Here is a 22,330-nt window from a genome sequence, read left to right as displayed (position 1 = left end):
TAATAATTGGTATAATTAGAGCCTCCGCTTATGTAGGGGTGACCGATTGTGAGTGATAGACTATGGGAAATGATGACGTAGAACTCGAAGCGCGGCTGGCCGAACAGGACGTCTTCGAGCCACCGGCGGAGTTCACCGGCCAGGCCAACGTCTCCGACGAGGGCATCTACGAGGAGTTCGAGGAGAACTGGCCCGAGTGCTGGGAAACTGCGGCGGATCTGCTCGAGTGGGAGACCGAGTACGACACCGTCTTAGACGATTCGAACCCGCCGTTCTACGAGTGGTTCACCGGCGGCGAACTCAACGCCTCGGCGAACTGCCTCGATCGGCACCTCGCAGACCGCGGTGACGAGGCCGCCATCGAGTGGGTGGGCGAACCCGTCGACGAGGAGAATCGTACCTACACCTACGAGGAACTCCACCGGGAGGTCAACGAGTTCGCGGCTTCCCTCCGCGACCTCGGCGTCGGCGAGGACGACGTCGTCACGATGTATATGCCGATGGTGCCGGAGCTGCCGATCGCGATGCTGGCGTGTGCGCGGATCGGCGCGCCGCACTCGGTCGTCTTCGCCGGTTTCTCGGCGGACGCGCTCGCGACCCGGATGAACGCCGCGGACTCGGAGTACCTCGTCACCTGCGACGGCTACTACCGCCGCGGCGACCCCCTCGACCACCTCCAGAAAGCCAATCAGGGCCTCGGTTCGGTCGAACATCCGGTCTCGGACGTCGTGGTCGTCGACCGTCTCGGCCCGAACGGCGACGATTTCGGTCACGACCTCGCAGACAATCAGCACGACTACGACGACCTCGTCGCCGCCCACGAGGGGGCAGCGGTCGATCCCGTCGCCCGCGACGCCGAGGATATGCTGTTCCTGATGTACACCTCGGGAACGACCGGCCAGCCGAAAGGCGTCAAGCACACGACCGGCGGTTACCTCGCGTGGTCGGCCTGGACCTCGCAGGCCGTCCTCGACATCGAACCGGATGACACCTACTTCTGCTCGGCCGACATCGGCTGGATCACGGGCCACTCCTACATCGTCTACGGGCCGCTCGCGCTTGGCACCACGACGATGATGTACGAGGGGACGCCGGACCACCCCGAGCGCGACCGCCTGTGGCAGATCATCGAGGACTACGAGGCGACGCAACTGTACACTGCGCCGACGGCGATTCGCGCGTTTATGAAGTGGGGCACGGAGTACCCCGACCGCCACGACCTGTCGAGTCTGCGTCTCCTGGGGACGGTCGGCGAGCCGATCAACCCCCGCGCCTGGAAGTGGTACTACCAACATATCGGCGACGGCGAGTGCCCCGTCGTCGACACGTGGTGGCAGACCGAAACCGGCGGGATGATGGTCACGACCCTGCCCGGCATCAAGGATATGAAACCCGGTTCTGCGGGGCCGCCGCTGCCGGGACTCGACGTACAGATCGTCGATACCAACGGCGACGAGATCGACGCGGGCCGCGCGGGCTACCTGACGGTGCAGAAACCGTGGCCCGGGATGCTTCGGACCCTGTATAAGAACGACGAGCGATACATCGAGGAGTACTGGGCAGAGTACTCCGACACCGACAGCGACGACCCCGACGACTGGGTGTACTTCCCGGAGGACGGCGCGAAAATCGACGAGGACGGCTACATCACCGTTCTGGGCCGCGTCGACGACGTGATCAACGTCTCCGGCCATCGGCTCGGAACGATGGAGATCGAATCCGCCATCGTCGGCGTCGAGGGCGTCGCCGAGGCCGCGGTCGTCGGCGGCGACCACGAGGTGAAAGGCGAAGCCGTCTACGCCTACGTCATCACCGAGGAGAGCCACGAGGGCGATGCGGACCTGCGCGAGCGGATCATCGCTGGCGTCGAAGACGCAATCGGACCGATCGCGCGCCCCGAAGAAGTGATTTTCACGCCCGAACTCCCGAAGACCCGCTCGGGGAAGATTATGCGGCGACTGCTGGAAGACATCGCCAACGGTGAGGAACTCGGCGACACCTCGACCCTTCGGAACCCCGAGATCGTCGAGGAGATTCGCGCGAGCGTCCAGGACTGAGCACGATGAGCCACGATATATTTCGAAGCCAATTATGATAGATAATCCCGAACACGAACAGGACGAGACCCGATCCGACGACGCGGACGGACGCATCGCAACTGACGGCGGGGTCGACACCGACGCCGACGTCGACTATCTGGAGGCCGAAGTCAACCTCCTGAAGCCGAGCACGCCCTTTATGCGCGACCACCTCAAGCAGGTCTGGGCGGGCTTCATCGCCTGGGTGATCCTCACCTGGGGGCCGGTGACGGCGACGTATCTGGCGCCCGAAGTGATGACTCAGCCGATTCCGGTCCTCAACTTCCCGGCGCACTACTTCTCGGTGGCGTTCCTCGCGCCGACGAGTTCGCTGGTGCTCGCGTACCTCTACTCCCGGAGCCGGGACAAACTCGACGAGAAGTACGGTATCGACCACTCCACCGCGGCGGTCGAGTCACAGGACGACGTCGACGCCGACGCGGCGGCGACCGACGGAGGTGAACCCCGATGAGTTCGCTTCTAGGACTCGCGCTGCAGTCGGGCGATCTGCTTCCCGAGGCGCTCGACATCTCGTTCAAGCCGATTCCGGCCGTGATGGTCGTCGCGATGCTTGCGCTGTTCCTCGTGGTCGGCTACCTGTTCAAGGTCGCCGACACCGAGGGGATGTGGGTCGCCGGCCGCTCGATCGGGAACATCGAGAACGGGATGGCGATCGGCGCGAACTGGATGTCTGCGGCGTCGTTCCTCGGCTTAGCCGGGTTGGTGGCGCTGTCGGGCTTCTACGGCCTCGCGTTCATCATCGGCTGGACGGCGGGCTACTTCGTGCTCCTCATCTTCCTCGCGGCGCAGATGCGTCGCTTCGGGAAGTACACCGCGCCCGACTTCGTCGGCGACCGCTTCAACTCCGACACCGCACGCGCCCTCGGCGCGGCGACGACGATCCTCATCGGCTTCGTCTACTCGGTCGGTCAGGCGCGCGGGATGGGCCTCGTCGGCCTCTACGTCTTCGGGACCGACTACGTGACGATGGTCGTCGTGATGATGGGCATCACGGTCGCGTACCTGACCCTCTCGGGGATGATGGGCGCGACGAAGAATATGGCCGTCCAGTACGTCATCCTCATCGTCGCGTTCCTCGTGGCAGTCTACGTCGTCGGCATCGTCAACGGCTACTCGACGTTCCTGCCGCAGATCGAGTACGGGGCGCTCATCAACGACCTCAACACCGAGTTCTCCGAACCCTTCGTGAACGCCTCGTTCTTCCTGTGGATCGCGACCGCGTTCTCGCTGGTCTTCGGGACCTGCGGCTTGCCACACGTCCTCGTTCGCTTCTACACGGTCGAAAACGAGCGGACCGCTCGCCACTCCACCGTCTGGGGACTGTTCTTCATTATGCTGCTGTACTGGGGCGCGCCGGCGCTCGCGGCCTTCGGCGTCGATCTCTACGACGCCTCCCAGTACGGCCCGACGTACGCCGCTTCGGGCGGAATGTCCGGCGGCGAGGGTGACCTCATCGTCGTGCTCGCGGCGCAGCTCTCGAACCTCCCGACCTGGTTCGTCGGCCTCGTCGCCGCCGGCGGCATCGCCGCCGCGATCGCGACGACCGCCGGACTGTTCATCACGGCGTCCTCTGCGGTTTCACACGACATCTACACCAACATCATCAACCCCGACGCGACCCAGCGCGAGCAGGTGCTGGTCGGCCGCGGCACGATCGTGCTCCTCGGTATCATCGTCACGATCACGGCGCTTGACCCGCCGGCGCTCATCGGCCAGCTCGTCGCGCTGGCGTTCTCGCTCGCGGCGATCGTTCTCTTCCCGATGTTCTTCCTCGGGCTCTGGTGGGAGAACACCAACCGCGCGGGCGCGCTCGCCGGGATGAGCTTCGGCCTGCTACTGTGGATCGCGGCCGTCGTCAACGACCTCATCCTCCCCTTCAGCCAGGCCTTCGGCGACGTCGTCCCCGCGATCGGCGCGGCGCTGGTCGGCACGCCGCTGGTCTTCGCGATCACGATCGTGGTCTCGCTCCTCACCGAGGAGCCGCCGGAGTCCACGAAGCGGCTGGTCCGGCAGTGTCACAGCCCGAAACCGATGTCTCGCACCGAGAGCGCAGAAGACGTTGCGGCGACCGACGGGGGCCAGACCCCCGCTGATGACTGATGTACGACAACATTCTCGTTCCCACCGACGGAAGCGACACCTCCGAGGTCGCGGTCGCCCACGCGATCGACCTCGCTGAGAAGTACGACGCCACGCTGCACGCGCTCTACGTCATCGACGTCGACGCCACGAGCTACTCGCTGGGGACCGAACAGGTCGACCGGCTCCGCCAGGGCCACCTCGACGAGATGCCGGAAGTGAAAGCGAGCGCCGACGCCGCGACCGGCCACGTCGCTGAGATGGCCGCCGAACGCGGGCTCACCGTCGAGGAACACGTCCGGGCCGGCCAGCCCGCTCGGGCGATCCGAAAGTTCGTCGACGAGAACGAGATCGGCCTCGTCGTGATGGGCTCGCACGGCCGTTCGGGCCTCTCGCGGGCGCTGCTCGGTAGCGTCGCCGAGAAGGTCCTGCGTGAGACGCAGGTCCCCGTGTTAGTCGTCGACGAGCACGGCGAGGACTGAGCGGCAGCCTCACGCGCGACGCCGTTCTTCCTCGTTCGTCCACCTACTGTTCGTCCTCTCACTGACTCTGGGTGGGTATCGCTCCCCACCGCAACCCCGTGACGCAGTCCTTAACCGTCCTGACCGCAAATTAGGCGGTATGACAAACGGCGAGCGAGACGACCACGAGTTCTCCTCGGGCCAGGGGTTCGACGAGGACTACGAGGAGTTCACCCTCGACCCGCCGGAGCTGAAGGTCGATCCGACGAAGGTCGATCCCGTGGACAGCCGCGTCGTCACGGACGAACTCGACCGGCGAAACATCGCCTCAGATCAGGTCGACGTCGAACAGCTCGTCGACGTCGGGCTCTCGTATATGCAGATCAACCGCTTCGAGGAGGCGACCGAGACGTTCGAGCGCGCGGCGCGCTTCGCCGACGAGGACTCCCTCGAAGCCCAGGAGGCGTGGGTGAACAAGGGCGCAGCGCACGCCGAATTGGAGGAGTGGGACGAAGCCATCGGCTCCTACCGCGAGGCGCTCCGCATCGACGACGACTCCGAACACGCGGCCTCCGCCGAGACGAACCTCGCGTACGCGCTCTGGAACGCCGGCGAGATCGAAGAGGCACTGCGCCACGCCGAGCGCGCGGTCGAGATCGACCCGCGCTTCCCGCAGGCGTGGTACAACCGCGGCTTCTTCCTCCGCGAACGCGGCCTGAACGAGGAGGCTGTCAACGCCTTCGACAACGCGATCCGACTGGGAATGCGCACTGCCGACGTGCTCGAAGAGAAGGCGGCCGCGCTCGAAGAACTCGGGCAGGACGAAGAGGCCGAACAGGCCCAACAGCAGGCCGACGAACTGCGGCAGGAACGCGAACAAGAGATGCTGCAACAGCAACAACAGAACCGGTGATGCTCCTTCGCGAACGACAGACACCGGAAGGACTGCTCGTCTCCGTTTGCGACCCGGAGTGTCTGGGCGAGACCTACACCGAAGGCGACATCTCTCTGGAGGTAACGGAGGCGTTCTACGGCGGCGACGAGGCCGCCGAGGCCGACGAAGCCACTGTCGTCGATAGTCTCACGCGGGCCAGCGTGGCCAACATCGTCGGCGAGCGCGCGGTCTCCGTCGCTGTCGACGCCGGCATCGTCGACGAGGAGCGCGTACTCGACGTCGACGGGACGCTTCACGCGCAACTCCTCTGGATGTGACGCGGCGCGGCTAGCCCGCCGTTCCTGGCCGGGGGAACGCTATCGTGACGACGCTGCCTCTCGGCTCGTTCTCCTCGAAGCGGAGCGTTCCGTCGGCGCGCCCGACGATGAGTTTCACGAGCCACAGTCCGAGGCCGCTGCCGTGGAGCAGTGGTTCGATCTCCGACTCGCCGGTCAGGACCGCGCGCTCCATCTCCGGAATACCCGGGCCGTCGTCGGCCACTTGCACCTGAACCGTGTCCGGGAGGTTCCGGACCCGGACCTCGATAGCTGGCCGCTCCCGGTCGGAGTGGGTCACTGCGTTCTGTAATAGCTCTTTGAGCGCACGCCCCACCGCACCGACGACGACCTCCACGCGCTGTTCTGGTAACTCGGTCGTGATAGTTGCCGCCGGATGCGACTTCCGCACCGACGACGTGATCTGCTGTGCAACTGTGGCGAGGTCGACCGCTTCCATCGCGGGCGGGTCCGAAAGTACCTTGGTGATCGCCCGTTCTTTCGACGCCATCTGCGTCAACTGATCGCTGTTCGCGCGGATCTTGGCCGCCGACTCCTGGATAAAGGAATCTGTCGTCCGATCTTGGATCGACTCGGCGTACCCGCTGACAATGTTCATTTTGTTGTTGAGGTTGTGTCTGAGGACCCGATCGAGCACCTGTAACTGCTGTTCTCTATCTTTCAGTTCGCTTATGTCACGGATCAACGCGACGACGCCGATGACCGTTCCGTCGTCGTCTTCGAGCGGGAAGACGACGCTCCGAACCGGGCGTCGTTCCCCGTCGGAAGTCGTCTGATGCTCGAATTCGACTCGCTCGCCGGCGAGCGCTCGCTCCATCTGCGGGACGATTTCCGTCGCCACGGACTCCTCGAGCGCCTCCGAGAGCGGCGTTCCGCGTGCGTCGCCGTCGAGGCCGTGAAACGATCGAAACCCGCTGTTCGCGAAGAGGACTCGGTGGTCCGTGTCGACGGCGACGATCCAGTCCGTCGAACTCTCGACCGCGTATTCGTACTGCTTGAGCTTCCGGCGCCGCTCCTTGCGCTCGGTGATGTCGCGCATCGTCGCCACGATACCGACGACCTCGCCGTAGTCGGACCTGAGTGGGTAATACCGGATGTCGAAGTGGTGGTCGTCGCCATCGGGGTCCTGGCGGATCATCTCGTACTGGTGCGTCTCGCCCTCGAATACGGCGTCGAGTCGCGGTTCGATCTCCGCGAACTGTTCGGGTCCGAGAACTTCTTCCAGCGTGGTGGTGCCGATATCGTCGTCGCTGAGGCCGTGAAACTCGCGGTAGCGCTTGTTCGCGAAGAGGAGTCGGTGGTCTGTGTCCGCCGCGGCCAGGAGGTCCGTCGCCTGTTCGACGGCGCGCTCGTACTGTTTGAGCGTCCGCTCTCGCTCCTTGCGTTCGGTGATGTCACGCTGATTGACGATGATCCCCTCGACGTTGGGGTCGGCGAGGCGGTTCGTCCCATAGCTTTCGATCCATACCCACTCCCCGTCGGCGTCCCGTATCCGGAACTCGGCGCGTGGCCCTCTTCCCGTCGTCGTCAGTACCGTCTGGAGTTGATCGGCAACGCGTTCGCGGTCCCGCGGATGAATGTACTCGAGTGGATTTTCACCGATCAGTTCGTCCTGACTGTATCCGAGAATGTCTTCCACTGCCGGGCTGTTGTACTGGATCCGGCCGTTCTCGTCGAGGAGAGTGATGAGGTCAGAGGACTGCTCGGTGAACGCTTTGAACCGTTCGAGTTCTCGTTCGTACCGCTTCTTCTCGCTGACGTCTTGGACGTACGCGACGAACCGGTCGTCGCCGAGCGACATCGTATCGAGGAGGACGTCGATCCTCCGCCCGTCCGCGTGCACCAACTGATGCTCGCCCCGGGCGTGCCCCGTTTCTTTGACCTTCGCGAACGACGACGGGATCGCGGCCCCTTCGGGAAGGTCAGTAACGTCTTTGATCGATAATGAGAGCAGTTCTTCCCGTTCGCGTCCCACCATCTCGCAGGCCACTGGGTTGGCGTCGACGAACTCACCGGCGGCGTCGGTCACGAACACCCCGATCGGGGACTCCTCGAAGTAGGCTCGGTACGGCTCTCCCTCCCCGTCGGTGTTCATATCCCGTCTTTCATCTGTGCGTATAAATTAAATTGGCCCTGTTCCCCAGAAAATTACAGGTTCGCTCGATGGTGTGACCGAATGCAAGCCCTCCCGAAATCGCGTTCGACGTACCAACACGTCTTGTCGAGGGTACCATCCTTGTCGTGGGAGATTGGTCCCAGATCGTGATAGCCGAAGTATCAATTAATTAACCGTGATACCGTATCGGTTCGTATGAGCGAAACAACAGAAACCGAGGTTCACGACATTCTCGTCCCGACCGACGGGAGTAAGGCGGCGATGGAGGCCGCGAGGCAAGCGATCGACCTGGCGAAAAAGAACGACGCAGCGGTCCACGCGATGTACGTGATGGATATGGGCGACGCCGCCTTCGTGGCGGTCCCGAGCGACATCGCGCAGACGCGGAAGCGACTGGAAAAGAAGGGACGAGGATTCACGGACGACATCTCGGAGCTGGCCGCCGAGGCGGGCGTCGACTGCGTCACCGTCGTGAAGTCGGGCATTCCGGAAGACGAGATCATCGAGTACGCCGAAGACGAGGGCGTCGACCTCATCGTCATCGGAAAGCGCGGTCGCTCGGACCCGGACAAGCCCCTCGTCGGGTCGACGACGAACCGCGTTCTCGGCCGGACGGAGGTCCCCGTCCGCGTCGTCTAACCGAGCCGCGGGCAGCGAGCCGTCGACTCATTTATTTAAACACACAGAACCGCTACTTGCGTTCTCAACAAGGCCATTAGATTGGTTCTTCGTCCACTTCCGACGGTTGTAAGCCGGCTTACGACCCCGGCGGGCGGACATTCACGCTGGATGGCACCGACTCGGAGTCACTGGAGATAGCCGAGGTCGCTGAGCCGTTCTTCGAGGTCGTCGTCGCCCTCGGCGGCATCTTGCAGCTGATCGATGTCGTTCTTGTACACGTCGAGCAACTGTAGCGCCGTTCGGAGCTTGTAGTGCACTTCGGTGTCGTCAGTGTTCTCCAACGCTCCGCGGAGAAGCGTCCGGACGGTCTCGATCGTTTCGTCGGTCATCGTGCAGAACCGACGAACACACGATAATAAGTATTATCTTTTTGAGCTATTCGCCCGATGTCTAGACGCCCACGCACCGTAGTTTCTGGATACCCGACAGAGCAGAACGTAAACCTCCATTTTGTGGTCGAACGTTTATTCCAGTACACGTCCGAAAACGACTCTTCTGCCTCATCGTCCGCAACTATAGTAGCGTTTGCAACTGATTACACAGCCAATCGCACGACTGCGTGCGATTAGGTGCGTGAAGACTTGCAAACGCTACTATAGCGGAGCGAATCGTCTCCGAACGCATCTCGTGGCAGCGACCGCCCGGACCGAAGCCGTGTTAGTGCTGGGACGCTAACGGGTCTTCAATGGGAACGCAGGAAACGTATCCAGTCGACGTCGCGTCGATTCGCGAGGACTTCCCCATCCTCGACCGGAAGGTCGGCGGCGACATCGAGACGCCGGGTGAGGGCCCGGACGACACCCGTCCGCTCGTCTACCTCGACAACGCGGCGACGAGTCAGACGCCGAAATCCGTCGTCGAGAGTATCGTCGATTACTACTACGGCTACAACTCGAACGTCCACCGCGGGATTCACCACCTGAGTCAGGAGGCCTCGGTGGCCTACGAGAACGCCCACGACCGCGTCGCGGAGTTCATCGGCGCCGCGGGACGAGAAGAGATCGTTTTCACGAAGAACACCACCGAATCGATGAACCTCGTCGCCTACGCGTGGGGACTCGCCGAACTCGGGCCGGGCGACACGATCGTCCTGACCGAGATGGAACACCACGCCTCGCTCGTCACCTGGCAACAGATCGCCAAGAAGACGGGCGCGAGCGTCGAGTACATCCGCGTCGACGACGCCGGCCGATTGGATATGGACCACGCGGCCGAACTGATCGACGACTCGACCGCGATGGTCTCCGTCGTGCACGTCTCGAACACGCTCGGGACGGTCACGCCGGTCGCCGAACTGGCCGATCTGGCCCACGACCACGGCGCGTACATCTTCGTCGACGGCGCGCAGTCCGTCCCGACGCGACCAGTCGACGTCGGAGATATCGACGCCGACTTCTTCGCCTTCTCGGGGCACAAGATGCTCGGGCCGACAGGGATCGGCGTCCTATACGGGAAAGAACACATCCTCGAAGAGATGCAGCCGTACCTCTACGGCGGCGAGATGATCCGAAGCGTCACCTACGAGGACTCGACGTGGGAGGACCTCCCCTGGAAGTTCGAGGCGGGCACACCCGTCATCGCACAGGGCATCGGCCTCCACGCCGCGATCGACTACCTCGACGACATCGGAATGGAACGCGTCCAGGCCCACGAGGAACTGCTCGCGGAGTACGCCTACGACGAACTGTCGGCGTTCGACGACGTCGAGATATACGGCCCGCCGGGCGACGAGCGCGGTGGTCTCGTCGCGTTCAACCTCGAGAACGTCCACGCACACGACCTCTCCAGCATCCTCAACGACCACGGCGTCGCGATCCGCGCCGGCGACCACTGTACCCAGCCGCTGCACGACAAACTCGGCGTTCCGGCCTCGACCCGCGCGTCCTTCTACATCTACAACACGAAAGAAGAGATCGACGCGCTCGTCGACGCCGTCGACGACGCCCGACAGCTCTTCGCCTGACGTCGCGTTTCGTCTGCTCTCTCCCGGCTCGCTTCTCCCAGGCTCCGTATTCCGCTCGAGCTCGCTGTCTCAGCTCGAATCTACCTCTCCAGAAGCACTTTGTGACTGAGTATCAATGCACCGGCACCGATGTCCACAGTCGTCCGATTCCTCGTCGACACGATCCGGCAGACGCTCTTCGAGTTCGCCGACGGACTTCGGCAGGCCGCGTCGACGGTCCTGACGGGGCTCGTCTTCCTCGCGATCGCGTACGTCGGGATCCGGGTGCTCACGGGCGTGCTCCGTCGCACGCTCGACGCCGTCTATCCGGACGACCAGCGCCTCGTCGTCGACCTCGGCGTGACCATCGTGAGCGTGTTCCTGTGGTTCGGAGCGGCGCTGACGCTGCTGAAGATCTTCGGGATGGGCGAGATCGCCGCGAGTCTCGGCACTGCCGCCGGCTTCGTCGCGCTCGGCGTCTCCTACGCGCTCTCGGATATGATCGCCGACACCGTCGCGGGCGTCTATCTCCTCCGCGATCCGGATTTCAACCCCGGTGACGAAGTGAAGTCAGATCCCGTTACGGGGACGGTGGAAGCCATCGAACTGCGGAAGACCCGGTTCCGGAACGACGACGGTGACACCATCGTCGTGGCGAACCGGGACGTCGAAAAGAAGTGGACGCGCCTCATCGCTTCTGCGGACGAGTGATGCGCTCGCGACCGACTGCGGCTGCACGTCCTCGCGCTACAACAGCGCCCGCAACGCGACTACGGTGACCATTCCCACCCCGAGGGCCGCGAGTGTGCCGTCGTTTCGCCAGGCGACCACGAGGACTGCAGTGGCCGCGATCCAGCCTGCCGGACCGAGCTTCGTCAGCTCCGGCGCGAGGAGTGAGACGACGATCGCGCCCGGAAGCGCGTCGAGGCCCCGTTCGATGCGTGGCGACAGTTCGATTCGGCTGAGGAGCCAGAATCCGCCTGCCTTCGTCGCGTACGTCGTGACGCTCATCGCCAGGATGGTGACGACGACGACGGGATCGAGCTCAGCCATCGTACTGCCACACCTCCACGAGGCTCCCCGCGACGCCGCCACACACGAGATACCAGTATCCGGGCAGATAGCCGGCGGCGAGCACTGCCACGACCGCGGCGCTCACCCACGTACGGAGTCGCGAGGCCTCGTCCCACAGATCGACTGCGAGGATCAGGAAGACCGCCGTCAGGACGAAGTCTAATCCGACCTGCGCTGGTTCTTCGATCACGTCGCCGACGGTGACGCCGACGACCGTCGCGAGCACCCAGAACGCCCAGATGGCGAGCCCGCTCCCGAGGAGGAACGCGCCGCGGCGACTCCCCGAGCGCAGTTCGCCGATCGTGAGCGCCCAGTTCTCGTCGGCGGTGAAAAAGAGGCTCGCGTACGTCTGTCCCGGGGAGAGTTGCTCGAACCAGGGTCGGAGCGCCGCACCCATCAGGAGGTAGCGCAGATTCACCACGAGCGTCGTCGCGATTACCGCGGCGATTGGCACCGGCTCTCGCCAGAGTTCCATCACGATCAGCTGTGCGGCACCTGCGAGCACCGTCCCGCTCATCAGCGCGGCCTCTCCCACGCTCAACCCCGCCTGACCGGCGAGGACGCCGAACACGACGCCGTAGCCGCCGACGCCGACCGCGACCGGCATACACTGGAGGAAGCCCGCGCGAATCCCTTCCCGAGAGAACGAAATTGTCTCCGGCTGCACTGCCGCGTGCTCGTCGTGGTTCCGACGCATCGACACACGTCTTCGACGTGTTCGCCCCTAAGTTCTCGGAGAAGCGCGTTTCTCCTCGCAGCTGTCTAGGGGGACTCCCGAATCGCCTCGTCGGTCACCTGCTGGAGGAGGCGCTCGCCTCGCACGCTGAGCGCGTACTGCCCGTCCTCTCGCTCGATGAGGCCCTCGAGCTGCCGGAGGTGATAGTTGAGCTTCCCGTTGTCGCGAACCGAGATCTCGGCTCGCAGATCGGTGTACGACATCGGCGCCTCACCGCGACCGAGTGTCGCGAGGATTTCGAGCCGAAGTGGGTTCGATACGATCCCGAGTGTCTCCGAGACGTCCTGTATCTCCTCGTTCGTCAACGACGATCTGCCGAACGCTTCGCGATCGCTCACCCAAGTCGGAATCGCCATTGATCGCTCTTGAGGCCTCCAGATTTGTAGATGTATCCCAAAACGACAGACATATGCTCGTCGGCAACGCGATCGAATCGGCGTCCTACTTCCGAACGTGGGACACGAATATTGCGACGGCAGCGACGGGCGGCGAGACATTCGTCTCCGGCGGAACCCTTTTGCGCTGCACCACCCTACAGCCGCCAACAATGGGAATGGGCTCGGATATGTATCGGCAGCAGATTCTGGATCACTACAAGAATCCCCGGAACAAGGGCGAGATGTCCGATCCGGACTTCTCTCACACCGGAGAGAATCCCTCCTGCGGCGATACGATCACGATGAACGTCAGACTCGAAGACGACGGCGAGACCATCGAGTACGTGTCGTTCACCGGGAACGGCTGTGCGATCAGCCAGGCCTCCGCGAGTATGCTCTCGGAGAGGCTCCGCGGGATGACGCTCGAGGAACTCGAAGCGATGGGCACCGACGACGTCACCGATATGCTCGGCGTCGACATCTCGCCGATGCGGATCAAGTGCGCTGTCCTCGCGCGACAGGTGGCCCAAGACGGGGCTGCCATCCACGAAGGCGACGTCGACATCGAGGAGACGACGACCGAGGACGACTAACCACCTTTTTGCTGACTCGGGTGCGCAAAGCGCACCGCTTCGTTGTTAAAAGAGCCGGGTCGTTTTATTCGGGCTTGAGACCGCCGTCCTGGACGCGCATCACGGCCTCGCCGTCGGCGAGGTTCGGCGCGTCGACGAGGCGGACGATACGCTTGTCGCCCTTCGATTTCCGGAGGTAGATACGGAACGTCGAGGTGTGGCCGAGGATGTTGCCACCGATCGGCTGGGTCGGGTCGCCGAAGTACGAGTCGGGGTTCGAGGCGACCTGGTTCGTCACCAGCACGGACGTGTTGTAGAGGTCGCCGATGCGCATCAGGTCGTGCAGGTGCTTGTTGAGTTTCTGCTGTCGCTCGGCGAGTTCGCCACGACCGACGTACTCCGCGCGGAAGTGCGCGGTGAGCGAGTCGACACAGAGCAGGCGGACGGGGAACTCCGCTTCCTCGTTGTCGCGGGCGAGCTCCTTGGCTTTCTCCGCCAGGAGGATCTGGTGGTTGGAGTTGAACGCCTTCGCGACGTGGATGTGATCGAGGAAGCTATCGAGCAGGTCCGCCATCGTCTCGTCGTCGCCGGGCGAGCCCTCGATCTCGCGCCGTTCGAGGAGGTCGGCGATGATCTCGTCGTCGAGGCCGCGAACCATATCGTCGATCCGCTCGGGACGGAACGTGTCCTCGGAGTCGATGAATATGCACGACCCGCCGAGGCCGCCGTGCTCGGGCGGCAGTTGGACGTTGACGGCCATCTGGTGGGTCACCTGCGACTTCCCGGCCCCGAACTCGCCGTACACTTCTGTGATGGACTGCGTCTCGATCCCGCCGCCGAGGAGCTCGTCGACCTCGGGGATCCCCCACGAGAGCTTCCCGATCTGCTCGCGCCGTTCGAGCACAGCCGCTCCCGTCTCGAAGCCACCGATGTCGGCGGCCTCGCGGGCCGCGTTGATGATGTCGGCCGCGGTCGATTCGCCAACGTCGGCCGTGTTAGACATCTCGCCCGGACTCGCGACGGCGATCGCCTGATAGCTCTCGAATCCCGCTTCAGTCAGTTTGTCTGCCGTCGCCGGCCCCACTCCAGGAAGGCTCTCGAGATCGTCTTCTGGCATCGTATCCGGTTCTGGGTCCCACTTGCACATAAACCCTCGTTAACACCAAAGTGAAAGTAAAAACGCCGCACTGCAGCGACTCCCGGTGCTCGCGTGGGAGAGGATTCATACCGGATGAACGGGATTCGTGACGATTTGGGGCTCGTAACGAGTTCGGCTGTGTCGTCGCCCCGCCTACGACTCCCGAAGCACAGCCGCCACGTCAGCGCTCGCCGACGGCAGCGCGCGGCAGAGTTCGGCGACGACGACGTAGTCGACGGCGTCGTACGTCACCGACTCCGCAGAGACCGATCCAGAGAGGTCCGCAAACCGCTCGTCGGCCCAGCGGATCTCGTTGGCGAACCGCGGCAGTGTGGCGCGCACGAGCAACTGTCCCTGCTCGGCCTCGCGTGCCCCCTCGATGGCCGCGACGGCGTCCGAGCGAAGCGCCGTCACGTCTTCTGCGTCGTCGATCGCGACGTCGTCGCCGTTCTCGATCCGCTCGCGGAGGGACTGGTATGCCTCCAGGTGCGCGAGCGCACGCGACGCGAGCAGGAGTTCGATCGCGAGCCGTGGGCCGTCGTCACTGCCGTCCGTATCGTCGACACGTCTTCGCGCGTCCCGAGCGAGTTCCGCGAGCGCCCGGATGCCGGCCGTCTCGTCGACGTCGCGGTCGACGAACTCGGTCGGATCGTCGATGTCTTCGCGCGGGAGCGACCCGGCCTCCTGCTGGAGACGTTCTCGAAGTTTCCGTCGTGCACGCTCGAAGCGGGACTCCTGATCCACCTGCTCTCCGAGATCTCCCCGGAAACGATCGAAGAAGTACGACGCCACCGCGACGCTGACGCGGGCGTATTCGAGGTCGGACGCCATCTCGCCGAGTTCGAGCGACTGTCCGCTAGCGCTCGCGTACTCCTCCGGATGTATCGCCAGCCAGCGCCGGGATCCGCGGATCTCGCCTTCGATTTCAGCGTGGACGACCGCAGCGCGAACCGGGTCGTCGCCGACGTAGGACCATCCGGAGACGAACGCGTCGAGGTCGTCTTCGATCTGCGGTACCTCCGCTTCGAGATCCGACCGGGTCAGATCGGACTCGATGGCGCCCCAGGCGGCCTGGAGTTGACGGCTGGTCGCTCGCGCGCGAGTCGTGTGCTCGAGTCGAGAGTACGGCGTCTGCGCGGCGTCGGCTTGCTGGAGCGACTCTCTCGCGTAGTCGTAGTCGTCGTTGAGGCGCTCTCGGATCACGCCGTTCGGAATCTCTGTGTCGTCGAACGGCGCGGGGACGGAGTCGAGCTTCGACTGCGCCGCTGTGCGATGCTGTTCGGTGAAGGACGCCTCGATGTCGACAGGGAACGTCTCGGGAACTGTCGGCGGCTCCTCGTCGGCAATCGCGCTGAGGGCGTCGCCGTCGAGCATCTGTCGGCTGTCGCCGATGATCGGAATCCGATCCGTACACCCGGCGAGCAGCGCGAGACCAGTGGCACTCGAGGCCGCGAGAAAGCGCCGCCGGTCGAGGCGGCGTCCGCGTGAGGAACGGGTCATCGTTTCACCTCCCCGTCTGTGGGCGTCCGACAGGGGCCGCTCCCGCTTCCCGAACTGTAGCTGTTCACCTGCTCTGGGTCCAATGCGACTGGAATCCGGATCAGGTAGGTCACGACGTCTCGGGCGTCGGCTTCGCAGGCCACGTCGGCGTCGCGGAGGATCCGTGCGTAGTCGGTTTCGATTTCGTGCTCGGTCCAGCGGACCCAACAGAGCCGCCGCTCGTAACACTCGCCGATCGCGTGTCGTTCGACGTACACCGACTGCGACTCGAAATCTGTCTCTTCGAGGAGCGCTTTCGCTTCGTCGGCGCCGTCGACGTCGGCGAACGAGAGCGACGCTGCGGTTTCGGCGTCGCCGACGAGGGTGTGCCGCCAGTCGTCGATGGGCGTCTCGGACTGGTCGTCAGACTTCGTCGTTGTTTCCGTCCCGGTCGACACGACTGGTTTCAGCTCCGGGTTCCGAAGTTTCACGGCGGTCGGATCGACAAGCGCATCTGCGGGCGGTTCGGCGCCGGGGCCGCTGACGGTGCTTGAGCCGGACGCACCGGAGTGACCCCCGCATCCGGCGAGGGCACCCGCTCCGAGGAGGGCAGCCGTCGATCGAAGGAGGCGTCGCCTGGTCGGCGAACTCGTACTGGAGGGCATCGCGGTAGTACTACAGGAGACGGCGTCAAATAGCCCCGGGGAACGCCGCCAGCGTGCCCGATCTCACTCCCAGGGGTGGCCGCCGTCGCGGTCGGGCCACATCGGATACCAGTAGGACTCGTCGTCTTCGATCTCCAGTTCGCCGTCGAGGACCGAGTCCAGTTTGAACTCCAGGCGTTGCTCGCGTTCCTTTCCGCGGCGGGGGGCAAAGGGGTAGTACGACCCTCGCCGGAACGAGTAGATCCAGTAGGCGCGCTCGCCGCTCCCGCCGTCGCGTTCGAACCCGAAGACGGCGGCGAGGAGTCGCGAGCCGTAGCCGCGTTCGACGAACTCGTCGGCGGCGAAGTGGACGCTCGTTACGAGATCCTCGGGGTCGTCGTCGCGGAGGACGACCCACTCCCAGCCGTGGCTGTCCTCGCGGACATCGAAGGTCGTCCCGGTCTCTTCCTCGCCCGCGCGAAGGATCGCCTCGACCTCGTCGACCGCCGCCTCGAAGTCTGTGCTATCGACGCCGGAGAAACAGAGGGCGGCGGCACCGACCGAGCGGAAGCCGAGGTCGGCCTCCATCGTCACGTAGGCGGTGCTCATCCCGAAGAGGTCCTCGGGATCGGCGTCGCGGGTCGCGTCCGCCTCGGCGTTCGTCCCGAGCACCGTTCGGATCGTATCGAACAGGCCCATCAGCTGATCCCTCCGTTCTCCGCCCCACCGAGCCTCTCTGTCCGGGTCATCTTACCGCGTCTCCAGTTCGCGTTCGAGGTCGCGGAGGCGGTCGACGCGCTTCTCCGTCGCGGGGTGGGTGCTGAACAGTTTGCCGATGACGTCGCTCTTCAGCGGGACGATGAAGAACGCGTTCATCTCCGATTGCTCGCGGAGGTCCTCCTTCGGGACCTTGTCCATCCGACCGTCGATCTTCAGCAGCGCCGACGCGAGCGCCGAGGGCTTCCCGGTGATGAGCGCCCCGCCGCGGTCGGCGGCGAACTCGCGGTAGCGCGAGAGCGCGCGGATCAGGACGAACGAGACGATCCAGACGACGAGCGATGCGACGATCGCGACGAGGAAGCCGCCACCTCCGCCCTGGCGGTCCCGGCCGCCGCCGAACCAAAAGCCCATCCGGACGATCATAAACGCGACCGTCGAGAGGAACGACGCGATGGTCATCACCATCACGTCGCGGTTCTTCACGTGCGCGAGTTCGTGTGCGATCACGCCCTCCAGTTCGTCGCGGTCGAGCGTCCGGAGGAGCCCGGTCGTCACGCATACCGTCGATTTCTTCTGCGAGCGACCGGCGGCGAAGGCGTTCGGGACGCGCGAGTCGGCGACGGCGACTGCGGGTTTTGGGAGGTCAGCCTGCTGGCTGAGGCGTGAGACCGTCGCGTGCAGTTCGGGGTACTCCTCCTCTGAGACTTTCTTTGCGCCCATACTGTAGAGTGCGAGCTTGTCGCTGAAGAAGAACTGCGCGAGGACGAACGCGCCCATCAACGGGAGATAGAAGAACGAGTCCGTCCACCACAGCGCACCCACGAAGACGAGATAGAGGGCGAAGAGCAGGAACATCGTCAGGACCATACGGCCCCGGAGTCCCCAGTCGGGTTTCCAGTCCATACCCCGACTATGCCTTCAGCGTAATAAACGGTGTTGGGGGCTGGGTGGGTCCGACGCCCAGTGCGGTCGCCTCTCGCGCTCTCGCATCTTCGAACGCTCGCCTATTCGTCGCGCTTAACCGCCTCCGTCGTCTACGGTGGCTGATGAGTTCGGGAGACTTCTGCCCGCGGTGTGGGGACCCGGTATCGGAGCGATCAGAACCCCTACCCGGGGAACCCCGAGAGCGCGACGCCGTCCTCTGTGACGACTGTTACTTCGAGGACTTCGACCTCGTCGACGCCCCCGAGCGGATCGAGGTCCGCGTCTGCTCGCAGTGCGGCGCAGTCTACGAGGGGAACCGCTGGGTCGACGTCGGCGCGCGCGATTACACCGACGTGGCCGTCGAACAGGTCTCGGAGGCGCTCGGCGTCCACCTGAAGGCCGAAGACGTCCGCTGGGGCGTCGAACCCGAGCAGGTCGACGAGAACACGATCCGGATGCACTGCACCTTCAGCGGCATCGTCCGCGGCACCTACCGCGAGGAGAGCGTAACCGTGCCGGTCCTCATCTCGCGACAGACGTGTGACCGCTGCGGGCGGATCGCCGGCGGCTACTACGCCAGCATCGTACAGGTCAGAGCCGACGATCGGACGCCCACTGCCGAGGAGGAGGCACGGGCGGTCGAGATCGCCGAGTCGTACGTCCAAGAGCGCGAGGACACCGGCGACCGAAACGCGTTCATCTCGGAGACGAAAGAGACCGACGACGGCACCGACATCAAGATCTCGACGAATCAGTTGGGCGGCGGCGTCGCAAAGCGGATCGTCAGAGAACTCGGCGGGCACGTCAAGGAGTACCCGACGCTCGTGACCGAGGACAGCGACGGCAACGAGGTCTATCGGGTGACCTACGCCGTCCGCCTCCCGAAGTTCACGCCCGGCGACGTCCTCGACCCAAAAGACGACGACGGGCCGGTGCTGGTCCGGAGCGTCCGCGGGAACCTCAAGGGCGTTCGACTCACGACCGGCGACCAGTACGAGGCCTCCTTCGAGGAGGGCGAGACGCCCGACGCGCGACAACTCGGGACCGTCGACGACGCGGACGAGACGACCGTCGTCGCCGTCGAGGACGAGTACGCGATTCAGGTGCTCGATCCCGACACCTACGAGTCGAAGACGATCGCCCGCCCGTCGTACGTCGACGCCGACGCGGATGCCGTGCCGGTACTGAAAAGTCGCGCCGGACTGCACGTGCTCCCCGAGGACGCGGTCGACAGCGACGAACAACGTCGGTAGCGGCGACGCGGACGGTGGCGACGACAAATTCTGATACTGTTGGACAGAACTATATGAAAATCATCGGCACCCCGTAGGTGCCAACATGATTCACGAACTTCTGTCCGACAGTATGAACGGCGACAATACCGAGCGCCGGCGAAAATACCGACACTTCCGAGCGACTACGGAACGAGGAATCACGGGGACTTCTGAGTGACTACGACCCGGTCGACGGACTACGAGCAGGCCGACGTGCTGGAGACGGTGCTGCGGCTCTCACCCTCGCTAGATCAGTAGAAACTCTGTATGCTAGTCTGCGCTCGCAGACGCGTCCGCTGCTCCGGGCCGCGCCTGATTCTCCCGCACCGAGATGCCGTGCCGCACGAGTGCCGTCTCGAACGCGTCCTTCGAGCGGCCCGCCCGCGACGCCGCCTGCGACAGTGTCAGTGTTCCGTTCCGGTACAGGGTCATCGCCGTGTTCAGCCCGTGGGTATACATTGCCGGACAATTATCACCACGCTACTGAAGGTGTTAAGTATTCTGTGAGATACTGTCTCAAACAATCACAGAAGCGTGTTAATACAAAACAAATGTATTCTTCTTCGCTATATAGGAGTCCTATCTTAAACTCAAATTAACGTTCATTATGTATCCGTTTCGGTATCGCGTGGATTCTCTGTGTAGTCACACAATGTGCCGCGTCGATCTCCACTCTCTATGTATCCTGCCGCCGAGGCGAGCGACCGGACAGCGAAAGAATTGAATTAGATGCGAGCGTACTCCCACTATGGATCGACAGCAGGTGCTCGCGCTCATTCTCGTTCTCTTGATGGTCGGCTCGTCGTTCGCCTACGGGGCGTCCTTACTCCTCTAACGACCGTCAGATCACGCTGCCGACTACGTATCGCCCCACACGTCCGACAGCGGGTGGTCCGACTGTTCGTCGTCAGACTCGGACGTGCCCCGGTTACTCCCCGAGCGCGTGGTTCCGCTCGACTGATTCGACCCACCCGACGAGGAGCGACTCTCGGTGCGGGTCGCCGTCCGATCGCGCGCCGACGACCGACGCCCGCTCGACGTTCGTCGGGATCCTGACTGTCCGCCCGCCGTCACCTGATCGAACTCGGGGAGGTCCGGCGTCGACAACCGATCCACCTGGTCGCGGAACCACGAGGGCATATCGCTTCGCGTACGCTCGAACAGGTCTAGTAGCGACGAATCCGCGAGATACGTCGCGCCGTAGTCGTCGGGGGCGCGGACGACCCGCCCACAGGCCTGAATGACCGTTCGGAGTGCCGCCCGGCGGTACCACGACCACTGGCCGTCGTCGAGGCGGCGGGCGACGCGGGAGTCGTTCGTGTTGAGATACGGGGCCTTACAGACGACTTGCCAGCGGCACAGATCCCCGGAGAGATCGAGCGCCTCCTCCATCTTCACCGAGAGGAAGACGTCGGGATCGTCGGTCGCCTTCCACGACTCTAAGGCGGCGTCGCGGTCCTCCCGGTCGTGCGCCCGAACGCGACTCCCGAGCCCGAGCTGTGCGAGTCGGCGTCGGAGCTCCGACTGGATCGCATACGAGTGACAGTGCACGAGTCCCTTCTCGTCCCGGTGCTTCGCCATAATCCGCACGAGCGTCCGCGCCACTTTCGGGAGCGTCTCGTCACGCCGGTCGTAGGTCATCTTCCCCTGCGTGACGTCGTACAGCGGCCGGTTCTCCACCGGGAACGTGTGCTCGACGTCGACGAGCGCGACGTTCGAGGGATCGAGGCCGACTCCCCGACAGAACGCCGCCTTGTTCAGGATCGTCGCCGAGAGGAGCGCGAACTTGTTCCCCCGCTCCCAGACCGTGTGGTGCAGATACCTGGCGGGATCGAGCGGTTTGATCGTGACCGGACTCCCCTCGCCGTCGGGCTGGTCGACAACCCAGGTCGTCGGGCTCTCGGGATTTCGGTAGTCGTCGACGAACCAGGTGAGCTCCGATCGGAGCTCCTGGAGGCGGTCGCGCCGCGCCGCTTCCTCCGGCGTCAAATCGGGCTTCCGCAGCAACTCGTCTTTCGCGCGCTCGCAGACGCCCGCGAGCGTCTCAGCGAACCGCACGGTCCGCTCGACGGGGTCGCCGGCGGCCGTGACGTCGGGAATCCCGACGTCGTCCCAGACGGGGACCGTCCGGGGGTTCAGATCGACTGTCGCGTACATCTCCGCCCACTCGGCGAGTCCGTGCGCCTCGTCGATCACGACGACGTCGCGCTTGCGGAACACGTCCGAGCCCGCGGTCTGCATAAAGTACGCCAGCGTCATCGCCGCGATGCGACGGTTCGAGGCGATCGCCCGATCGGAGAAGTACGGACAGCGGTGTCGGACCGAGCAGTCGAAGCCCGCCTGTCGGACGCAGGGCGCGCGGTCGACCGGCGTGTCGGTTTCGCCGTTCAGAATACAGGTGTAGTTCGACTTGCCTCTGATTACGTTCAGGTCGTCCAACAGCGGATCCTCTGCGACGTCGTCGAGTTGGGACACCTGCGGCGTCGTGTAGTAGGCGTCAGTCGCCTCCGCGGGCGCGACTTCGTCGGTCGTCGCCGCCGCGCCCGCGATCGACCGCGCGAGGAGGGACTTGCCGCTGCCGGTCGGCGCGCGGACGAGGACGACGTCGTTGCCGGCCGCGAACGCGTCTCGGATGTCCGAGAGCGCCTGCTCTTGTGCGCCGCGGAAGCTCGGGGCCGGAAACGACGGGGGGATCCGATCGGGGTCCACACCCGACCCTGTGCCGCTCTCGGATAAAAACCTTCAGACGGGACCCGACACAGCCCACCTGTACTGGAGACGCCG

The 22,330-nt window shown here is 64.4% G+C and carries 23 protein-coding genes; 11 read left to right on the top strand and 12 right to left on the bottom strand.

Annotation, left to right across the window (positions count from 1 at the left end; translation table 11 throughout):
* The first annotated feature begins 62 nt into the window (after positions 1 to 62).
* The 6 genes from acs to NO362_RS03040 all read left to right on the top strand — a co-directional run bounded on the left by acs (position 63) and on the right by NO362_RS03040 (position 5,851).
* Positions 63 to 2,057: an acetate--CoA ligase gene (acs, locus tag NO362_RS03065; RefSeq protein WP_256546073.1), complete on the top strand. Its 1,995-nt coding sequence runs from the start codon at positions 63 to 65 to the stop codon at positions 2,055 to 2,057.
* A 34-nt stretch (positions 2,058 to 2,091) separates the two neighbouring features.
* Positions 2,092 to 2,550 (top strand): DUF4212 domain-containing protein, encoded by a 459-nt coding sequence (locus tag NO362_RS03060; RefSeq protein ID WP_256546072.1) that lies wholly within the window; start codon positions 2,092 to 2,094, stop codon positions 2,548 to 2,550.
* The gene (locus tag NO362_RS03055; protein ID WP_121568704.1) at positions 2,547 to 4,199 is read left to right on the top strand and encodes a VC_2705 family sodium/solute symporter; all 1,653 of its coding nucleotides are present in this window, start codon (positions 2,547 to 2,549) and stop codon (positions 4,197 to 4,199) included. Before NO362_RS03060 ends, NO362_RS03055 begins: the two co-directional genes overlap by 4 nt.
* A complete protein-coding gene (locus tag NO362_RS03050; RefSeq protein ID WP_256288607.1) occupies positions 4,199 to 4,660 on the top strand; it encodes a universal stress protein in 462 nt (153 codons plus the stop codon). Before NO362_RS03055 ends, NO362_RS03050 begins: the two co-directional genes overlap by 1 nt.
* Positions 4,661 to 4,799: 139 nt before the next feature.
* On the top strand, positions 4,800 to 5,552 hold the full coding sequence (locus NO362_RS03045; protein WP_256288608.1) for a tetratricopeptide repeat protein: 753 nt from the start codon (positions 4,800 to 4,802) through the stop codon (positions 5,550 to 5,552).
* On the top strand, positions 5,552 to 5,851 hold the full coding sequence (locus NO362_RS03040; RefSeq protein ID WP_256288609.1) for a DUF424 domain-containing protein: 300 nt from the start codon (positions 5,552 to 5,554) through the stop codon (positions 5,849 to 5,851). The genes NO362_RS03045 and NO362_RS03040 overlap by 1 nt, the downstream gene beginning before the upstream one ends.
* A 10-nt stretch (positions 5,852 to 5,861) precedes the next feature.
* Here the strand turns inward: NO362_RS03040 and NO362_RS03035 are convergent, their stop codons facing one another.
* Positions 5,862 to 7,964: a PAS domain S-box protein gene (locus NO362_RS03035; protein ID WP_256546071.1), complete on the bottom strand. Its 2,103-nt coding sequence runs from the start codon at positions 7,962 to 7,964 to the stop codon at positions 5,862 to 5,864.
* A 216-nt stretch (positions 7,965 to 8,180) separates the two neighbouring features.
* Between NO362_RS03035 and NO362_RS03030 the strand changes: the two genes are divergently transcribed.
* A complete protein-coding gene (locus NO362_RS03030; protein ID WP_256546070.1) occupies positions 8,181 to 8,624 on the top strand; it encodes a universal stress protein in 444 nt (147 codons plus the stop codon).
* A gap of 167 nt (positions 8,625 to 8,791) precedes the next feature.
* Here NO362_RS03030 and NO362_RS03025 read toward each other — a convergent pair whose 3' ends face one another.
* Positions 8,792 to 8,995 carry a hypothetical protein gene (locus tag NO362_RS03025; protein ID WP_256288612.1) on the bottom strand — a complete coding sequence of 68 codons (204 nt, stop codon included), beginning with the start codon at positions 8,993 to 8,995 and terminating at the stop codon, positions 8,792 to 8,794.
* Between the two features lie 356 nt (positions 8,996 to 9,351).
* On the opposite strand from NO362_RS03025, the gene sufS reads away from it, so the two are divergent.
* Positions 9,352 to 10,629, top strand: coding sequence for a bifunctional cysteine desulfurase/selenocysteine lyase SufS (gene sufS / locus NO362_RS03020; RefSeq protein ID WP_256546069.1), 1,278 nt, complete (start codon positions 9,352 to 9,354; stop codon positions 10,627 to 10,629).
* Between the two features lie 129 nt (positions 10,630 to 10,758).
* Complete coding sequence (locus NO362_RS03015; RefSeq protein WP_256546068.1) at positions 10,759 to 11,319, top strand: mechanosensitive ion channel family protein; 561 nt, start codon at positions 10,759 to 10,761, stop codon at positions 11,317 to 11,319.
* A gap of 36 nt (positions 11,320 to 11,355) precedes the next feature.
* Here NO362_RS03015 and NO362_RS03010 read toward each other — a convergent pair whose 3' ends face one another.
* From NO362_RS03010 to NO362_RS03000, 3 genes are all read right to left on the bottom strand, one after another.
* The gene (locus NO362_RS03010) at positions 11,356 to 11,661 is read right to left on the bottom strand and encodes an AzlD family protein (RefSeq protein ID WP_256546067.1); all 306 of its coding nucleotides are present in this window, start codon (positions 11,659 to 11,661) and stop codon (positions 11,356 to 11,358) included.
* Positions 11,654 to 12,379 carry an AzlC family ABC transporter permease gene (locus NO362_RS03005; RefSeq protein WP_256546066.1) on the bottom strand — a complete coding sequence of 242 codons (726 nt, stop codon included), beginning with the start codon at positions 12,377 to 12,379 and terminating at the stop codon, positions 11,654 to 11,656. The genes NO362_RS03010 and NO362_RS03005 overlap by 8 nt, the downstream gene beginning before the upstream one ends.
* Positions 12,380 to 12,444: 65 nt before the next feature.
* On the bottom strand, positions 12,445 to 12,774 hold the full coding sequence (locus tag NO362_RS03000) for a winged helix-turn-helix domain-containing protein (protein WP_256546065.1): 330 nt from the start codon (positions 12,772 to 12,774) through the stop codon (positions 12,445 to 12,447).
* Between the two features lie 191 nt (positions 12,775 to 12,965).
* Between NO362_RS03000 and sufU the strand changes: the two genes are divergently transcribed.
* Positions 12,966 to 13,388 (top strand): Fe-S cluster assembly sulfur transfer protein SufU, encoded by a 423-nt coding sequence (gene sufU, locus NO362_RS02995; protein ID WP_256546666.1) that lies wholly within the window; start codon positions 12,966 to 12,968, stop codon positions 13,386 to 13,388.
* Positions 13,389 to 13,452: 64 nt separating this feature from the next.
* Here sufU and radA read toward each other — a convergent pair whose 3' ends face one another.
* The 5 genes from radA to htpX all read right to left on the bottom strand — a co-directional run bounded on the left by radA (position 13,453) and on the right by htpX (position 18,251).
* The gene (radA, locus tag NO362_RS02990; protein WP_256288619.1) at positions 13,453 to 14,484 is read right to left on the bottom strand and encodes a DNA repair and recombination protein RadA; all 1,032 of its coding nucleotides are present in this window, start codon (positions 14,482 to 14,484) and stop codon (positions 13,453 to 13,455) included.
* A 174-nt stretch (positions 14,485 to 14,658) separates the two neighbouring features.
* The gene (locus tag NO362_RS02985; RefSeq protein ID WP_256546064.1) at positions 14,659 to 16,005 is read right to left on the bottom strand and encodes a hypothetical protein; all 1,347 of its coding nucleotides are present in this window, start codon (positions 16,003 to 16,005) and stop codon (positions 14,659 to 14,661) included.
* Positions 16,002 to 16,649, bottom strand: coding sequence for a hypothetical protein (locus tag NO362_RS02980; protein WP_256546063.1), 648 nt, complete (start codon positions 16,647 to 16,649; stop codon positions 16,002 to 16,004). The genes NO362_RS02985 and NO362_RS02980 overlap by 4 nt, the downstream gene beginning before the upstream one ends.
* Positions 16,650 to 16,712: 63 nt before the next feature.
* Positions 16,713 to 17,327 carry a PspA-associated protein PspAB gene (gene pspAB / locus NO362_RS02975; RefSeq protein WP_256546062.1) on the bottom strand — a complete coding sequence of 205 codons (615 nt, stop codon included), beginning with the start codon at positions 17,325 to 17,327 and terminating at the stop codon, positions 16,713 to 16,715.
* 51 nt (positions 17,328 to 17,378) lie between these two features.
* Positions 17,379 to 18,251 carry a zinc metalloprotease HtpX gene (htpX, locus tag NO362_RS02970; protein WP_256288623.1) on the bottom strand — a complete coding sequence of 291 codons (873 nt, stop codon included), beginning with the start codon at positions 18,249 to 18,251 and terminating at the stop codon, positions 17,379 to 17,381.
* 140 nt (positions 18,252 to 18,391) lie between these two features.
* Between htpX and NO362_RS02965 the strand changes: the two genes are divergently transcribed.
* Positions 18,392 to 19,525 (top strand): 60S ribosomal export protein NMD3, encoded by a 1,134-nt coding sequence (locus tag NO362_RS02965; RefSeq protein WP_256546665.1) that lies wholly within the window; start codon positions 18,392 to 18,394, stop codon positions 19,523 to 19,525.
* A 291-nt stretch (positions 19,526 to 19,816) separates the two neighbouring features.
* Here the strand turns inward: NO362_RS02965 and NO362_RS02960 are convergent, their stop codons facing one another.
* Both NO362_RS02960 and NO362_RS02955 read right to left on the bottom strand, forming a co-directional pair.
* The gene (locus NO362_RS02960; RefSeq protein ID WP_121568688.1) at positions 19,817 to 20,005 is read right to left on the bottom strand and encodes a DUF7317 family protein; all 189 of its coding nucleotides are present in this window, start codon (positions 20,003 to 20,005) and stop codon (positions 19,817 to 19,819) included.
* A gap of 399 nt (positions 20,006 to 20,404) precedes the next feature.
* Positions 20,405 to 22,255, bottom strand: coding sequence for an ATP-dependent DNA helicase (locus tag NO362_RS02955; protein ID WP_256546061.1), 1,851 nt, complete (start codon positions 22,253 to 22,255; stop codon positions 20,405 to 20,407).
* Between the last annotated feature and the right edge of the window lie 75 nt (positions 22,256 to 22,330).

This window comes from Halobellus inordinatus, from assembly GCF_024498335.1.
GTDB lineage: Archaea > Halobacteriota > Halobacteria > Halobacteriales > Haloferacaceae > Haloquadratum > Haloquadratum inordinatus.
This window is presented reverse-complemented; position numbering and strand designations above follow the sequence as displayed.

Bases quoted from the DNA above. Each gene is read 5' to 3' on its own strand.
- sufU (WP_256546666.1), top strand. From the start codon at position 12,966: ATGGGAATGGGCTCGGATATGTATCGGCAGCAGATTCTGGATCACTAC.
- NO362_RS03010 (WP_256546067.1), bottom strand. From the start codon at position 11,661: ATGGCTGAGCTCGATCCCGTCGTCGTCGTCACCATCCTGGCGATGAGC.
- NO362_RS03045 (WP_256288608.1), top strand. From the start codon at position 4,800: ATGACAAACGGCGAGCGAGACGACCACGAGTTCTCCTCGGGCCAGGGG.
- pspAB (WP_256546062.1), bottom strand. From the start codon at position 17,327: ATGGGCCTGTTCGATACGATCCGAACGGTGCTCGGGACGAACGCCGAG.
- NO362_RS03055 (WP_121568704.1), top strand. From the start codon at position 2,547: ATGAGTTCGCTTCTAGGACTCGCGCTGCAGTCGGGCGATCTGCTTCCC.
- NO362_RS02960 (WP_121568688.1), bottom strand. From the start codon at position 20,005: ATGTATACCCACGGGCTGAACACGGCGATGACCCTGTACCGGAACGGA.
- NO362_RS03035 (WP_256546071.1), bottom strand. From the start codon at position 7,964: ATGAACACCGACGGGGAGGGAGAGCCGTACCGAGCCTACTTCGAGGAG.
- NO362_RS03015 (WP_256546068.1), top strand. From the start codon at position 10,759: ATGTCCACAGTCGTCCGATTCCTCGTCGACACGATCCGGCAGACGCTC.
- htpX (WP_256288623.1), bottom strand. From the start codon at position 18,251: ATGGACTGGAAACCCGACTGGGGACTCCGGGGCCGTATGGTCCTGACG.
- NO362_RS03050 (WP_256288607.1), top strand. From the start codon at position 4,199: ATGTACGACAACATTCTCGTTCCCACCGACGGAAGCGACACCTCCGAG.
- NO362_RS02985 (WP_256546064.1), bottom strand. From the start codon at position 16,005: ATGACCCGTTCCTCACGCGGACGCCGCCTCGACCGGCGGCGCTTTCTC.
- NO362_RS03060 (WP_256546072.1), top strand. From the start codon at position 2,092: ATGATAGATAATCCCGAACACGAACAGGACGAGACCCGATCCGACGAC.
- NO362_RS03040 (WP_256288609.1), top strand. From the start codon at position 5,552: ATGCTCCTTCGCGAACGACAGACACCGGAAGGACTGCTCGTCTCCGTT.
- NO362_RS03000 (WP_256546065.1), bottom strand. From the start codon at position 12,774: ATGGCGATTCCGACTTGGGTGAGCGATCGCGAAGCGTTCGGCAGATCG.
- acs (WP_256546073.1), top strand. From the start codon at position 63: ATGGGAAATGATGACGTAGAACTCGAAGCGCGGCTGGCCGAACAGGAC.
- NO362_RS03030 (WP_256546070.1), top strand. From the start codon at position 8,181: ATGAGCGAAACAACAGAAACCGAGGTTCACGACATTCTCGTCCCGACC.
- radA (WP_256288619.1), bottom strand. From the start codon at position 14,484: ATGCCAGAAGACGATCTCGAGAGCCTTCCTGGAGTGGGGCCGGCGACG.
- NO362_RS03025 (WP_256288612.1), bottom strand. From the start codon at position 8,995: ATGACCGACGAAACGATCGAGACCGTCCGGACGCTTCTCCGCGGAGCG.
- sufS (WP_256546069.1), top strand. From the start codon at position 9,352: ATGGGAACGCAGGAAACGTATCCAGTCGACGTCGCGTCGATTCGCGAG.
- NO362_RS02980 (WP_256546063.1), bottom strand. From the start codon at position 16,649: ATGCCCTCCAGTACGAGTTCGCCGACCAGGCGACGCCTCCTTCGATCG.
- NO362_RS03005 (WP_256546066.1), bottom strand. From the start codon at position 12,379: ATGCGTCGGAACCACGACGAGCACGCGGCAGTGCAGCCGGAGACAATT.